Here is a 4,060-nt window from a genome sequence, read left to right as displayed (position 1 = left end):
TTCAATGGCTGCTGTGCGGACAATGCTGCCGTCCGGCGAGGTGCCGCAACCATAAGCCTTTTGAATAACCGCTGTGCCGACGAGCCTGGCTTTAAACTGAATGAGATTAGGGAAAACCCGCGCGCATGTAAGCGATGATCTTCCAAATGTCTTCTTCGGTCAGATCACCTTTGAACGCCGGCATGTCGGTCCCAAATCGAACGCCTCCTTCGGAAATCGTCCAGAGGAGATATTCATCTCCGGACATCGGCATTTGGACAAACCATCTAAGCAAGGCAGGAGATGGAATAAGAGAGCGTCCTGCCTCACCGTCTCCTAAACCTTCCGCGCCATGACATCTTGAGCAATTGTCAGAGTAGAGTGCCCTTCCTTCGGCGATCACCTCCGTCGTTGCCCGAAAGGGGCTTCTGGCCCCCCGATAGGCAGAAGGCACTCCCTCGTTCATGTAGGTCCAGTGTCGCTGCATCCTTTGCTGTTGGCCTTGACCCATGTGTCCCCAACCCCAGCCGTGCATGCCGTCGGGCTGCATATGGCGGGGCCCCATCGGGCCATGGCCCCACCAATCACCATGCTGCTGGGCCGAAGCGCAGGCCGATGTAAGTCCGAACAGGGCGGCTAGCACAATAAAGTACGATTTTGGCTTTCTCATTATTGGCACCTCCATAATTGAGTATGACCATACCATAAATTTCTCACGCGGTCTGATTGGTGGCGGGCGAGAGAAATTCAGGCAGGTAGGTTCCAATGACTTCTGAAACGCAAGAATAGTGTTGCTGCACCTGCGAGCGGCATGATCCGGGCACTTCCGGTATGGGCTCAAAGCCGTCTTTCGCTGCCTTGCAGCGGCATGAGGCGGCCTGAACGTCTGCTTCGCGGACTGAGCGGCCCTTCGTAGATCAGTGTTCCCGCGTGTGGCGGCAGTTTGTTGCAATGTTCCAATGCTGCATCAGACCACCGCGCGCTCAGGGGCCAGCATCTCCAAAATCGACCGGCCGTCTTCGGGAAGCGGCAGTTGCATGGCGAAAGCATCAGGCGTGCGCGGAAGATCCTCGGCTGCGGCACGAGCAACAGCGGCCGACTGAGCATCCCCCGCTTGAGCAGCGACTTGTGCCTGAAGCAGGCGAACTGCACGGCTGTTCGGTCGCTCGTGAACTGCCTCTTCGACAAATGCAAGGGCATCGATGGGTCGCTTCGCCAACAACAATGCAAATGCGGCGCCATAGGCGAAATAGGCATGGTAAGGGTCTCTCTCCGCAATTTTGCAAAGATCACTAAATGTCAGCGCGGCTTCGTCATAAGCTCCAAGTGCAAGCTGTAGGTTGCCCTGCCACTCGCGTGAGTAAGTGAAAGACGGATTGATCTCGACAGCGCGGTCGATATCCCGGCGCGCACCTTCGATATCTCGGGTCACGCAAAGCCGAACTATGCCGCGGACCAAGACTACATAGTCGCTGCGAGGCGCATTCTGGACCGCCTGGTTGGCGCGTGTCATTACCAAATCTGACAGCTCCGGGGCCAGCTCTTCGAACCGAGAGATGGCAATACGAGCTTGAGCGTTCGCCCACATCGCTAGGCTCATGGCGTTGTCAGGGGCCAACCTCAAGGCGCGCTCAAGCAAGGGGCACGCTTTTTCAAATCCTTCAACCGTGGTCTCATAGAATAAGCGGGCCGCCCGGACCCGCAATTCCGATGCGCTCAACGCGTCCTCAGGTAAATGCGCGATCCGATCACCGTCATGAGCATTGATCGCAAGCCTGAGTTCGGTGTCGGCGCGTTCTGCGGCAGTGTCACTAAGACCGAATAAATCGTCTACGCGACCTTCATAAGCGCCGGACCAAACCACGGCGCCAGATGCCGCAAGAACGAAAGTTAGGGCAACCTTGGCGGTATCTCCTCGTGCGCGCAGTCGTCCGCGCAACAGATAGGTTGGTTGGGTGTCCGATTCCGCACCAGGCGCATCCAATGCCAAAACGCGAATGCCCGTGCGACGCGAAAGGCGATGGACGATCTGCTCCTGCAGGTCTGCGGCGGCATCGGCGGCTTCGGTCGTCCCAAGTGATACGGCGATTGGCTCGATTGCGATCGTTGGCACGTCGTCAACGGCAGCTTCGGCCTGCACGGTTGGCCGCCATTGGTAGCCAGCCACGGGACGAGTAATGTTCTTCAACTCGAAGCTCCCTGCGTCCCCGAAGCCTTCGGCGAGACGGGCGTCGAGCTGGCGGAGCAGATCCTCCGAGATCATCAGCCCGCCTGGCGGGGCTTCGGTCTGCAGGCGGGCGGTTATGTTGACACCGGTACCATAAAGATCCGACTCGTCCTCGACGATCTCGCCCAGATGGGCGGCGATGCGCAGCCGGATATTGCGATGCCCGGCCAAAGCGATCTGAACCGCTTGGGCGGTCTCGACCGCGTCGGTGACCGAGTTGAAGGCGATGATCCAGCCATCGCCCATGCGTTTTAGCACTTCACCGCCCCTTTGCGCGGCTTCCGGTTCTAGCCAGCGCTCCCGCAGCTCGCGGACCAACTCGATGGTGCCCGCCTGGTCAATCTCCATGGCGGCGGAGTAGTCAACCATGTCGGCCATTAGGATAACAGCGAGTCGGCGCTTCATGGTGGGCTCCGAATAGGTTGGCCTGCGAATTTCACAGACGTAGCAAGTCGCAAAGCTGCGGGAACTGTTGCGCGGAGGCGTTTTTGGTGCAACCAAATTCAACGCCTCGATCGTGGTCGGCCCCGAGTACGAGTACGCCCGCCAATGGCTCCCGGGTCTTTGATCAGTCAGTCGCTGCACGCAGCCACTAAAGCCTGATTGAACAGCCGCTTCGGGCTCGTCGCCGTCATCTGACTGTTTCGGTCAGGTGACTGCTGTTGGGCGCTGAGCGGTCATCCAGTGCCGTCAAAACGCGGTTTCGAGCCTGGACGTCAGCTTCTGCCGACAGCAGACATTCCCAAGATCAGGCGCGATGAACGAGTTGCGGACAAAGTGCCCGCTCGCCCAGCGTCGTTTAAGCAACGTGCAATGTTGTGTTTAGAGAATTGACGGCCGCCCGGTATATGATCACAGTCTTCTCTTCGCCGTGGTTGGCCGCCAGCCTGAATTTACCCTTTGTTTCCGATGCACAAAAACCGGGACATATATATATCTAGCCATGGGCAGGATTTCAGCCAACGGGACAAACGGTAACTTTCGACATTACTGATATGCTTGATTTCAAAACAGGCACTTGCCGCCTGTGTATCTGGGGCAATCTACTTCCGCATATTGCGATTAGCGTGCTGCGACCATTAGTCGAAAGTTAACGTGCAATCCTCAATCGTCGACGACTTATCCAGTGCGTCAAGCACCTCTGTATGACGGTCGTAAAGCAGAACAATGGACGCGCTGTTCGAAATGCTTCTTCTTCTCCAACTTGCATTGCCATCTGGCCCAATCAGATAGCCTGACAGCACGAAATCGACCGGCTCTGAACTCAGATACCGCAAAAGAGCATCCGCTTGTTTTGAACTGTGTGGGAAATCAACGACCAAACTGCCATCAGAGTTAAGCTTGCCAGATCCGTCCAACTGCCACACCCAATCATTGTCAGAATCGATAACCTTGACCCGCAGGGGCCGGTACCGCCCGGTTTCCAGCTGCTCTCGCAAAGACGGGAGGTCGAAAAACTTATCAAACCCTTTTATCGCCGCCCGACGGGACCACTCCTCACCCCGGCTGGAATAGCTGGCGATATGCGCCAGGCCGGACAGTCCTTCCTCCATCTTGTATTCCACCACCTGTTCGCCCGGCTCACCCTGTTCCCAGACCTCATAGAAAAAAGAGGCCGAGAACGTCCATCCACCGCTCGACATTTTCTGCACGCAGAGGTCGCGGTCATAGGCAGAGGCCGACATACTGCTGAGAAAGAGCAGCGAAGCGGCAGAGAATGTTCGGAAAAGCGCCTTTTTGAGAGGCGGGCTCATTTCATTATCAGACATATGCTGAAGATGAATTATTCCGGCCGCGGAGGCAAGCCGGACCCGTGCCCACTGCCGACAAAAGCTAGGGTCAGGACTCATAGCC

General features: G+C 57.0%; 3 protein-coding genes. All 3 read right to left on the bottom strand.

The annotated features are described in order from the left end of the window. Nucleotides 1-106 precede the first annotated feature (106 nt). Nucleotides 107-649 (bottom strand): c-type cytochrome, encoded by a 543-nt coding sequence (locus TR61_RS19770; RefSeq protein ID WP_216595444.1) that lies wholly within the window; start codon nt 647-649, stop codon nt 107-109. Between the two features lie 297 nt (nt 650-946). Then, on the bottom strand, nt 947-2,611 hold the full coding sequence (locus TR61_RS19140; protein WP_050932131.1) for a hypothetical protein: 1,665 nt from the start codon (nt 2,609-2,611) through the stop codon (nt 947-949). A gap of 674 nt (nt 2,612-3,285) precedes the next feature. Then, on the bottom strand, nt 3,286-3,975 hold the full coding sequence (locus TR61_RS19135) for a hypothetical protein (RefSeq protein WP_157440992.1): 690 nt from the start codon (nt 3,973-3,975) through the stop codon (nt 3,286-3,288). Between the last annotated feature and the right edge of the window lie 85 nt (nt 3,976-4,060).

This window comes from Aestuariivita boseongensis (genome assembly GCF_001262635.1).
Classification (GTDB): Bacteria; Pseudomonadota; Alphaproteobacteria; order Rhodobacterales; family Rhodobacteraceae; genus Aestuariivita; species Aestuariivita boseongensis.
This window is presented reverse-complemented; position numbering and strand designations above follow the sequence as displayed.

Bases quoted from the DNA above. Each gene is read 5' to 3' on its own strand.
- TR61_RS19770 (WP_216595444.1), bottom strand. From the start codon at position 649: ATGAGAAAGCCAAAATCGTACTTTATTGTGCTAGCCGCCCTGTTCGGA.
- TR61_RS19140 (WP_050932131.1), bottom strand. From the start codon at position 2,611: ATGAAGCGCCGACTCGCTGTTATCCTAATGGCCGACATGGTTGACTAC.
- TR61_RS19135 (WP_157440992.1), bottom strand. From the start codon at position 3,975: ATGTCTGATAATGAAATGAGCCCGCCTCTCAAAAAGGCGCTTTTCCGA.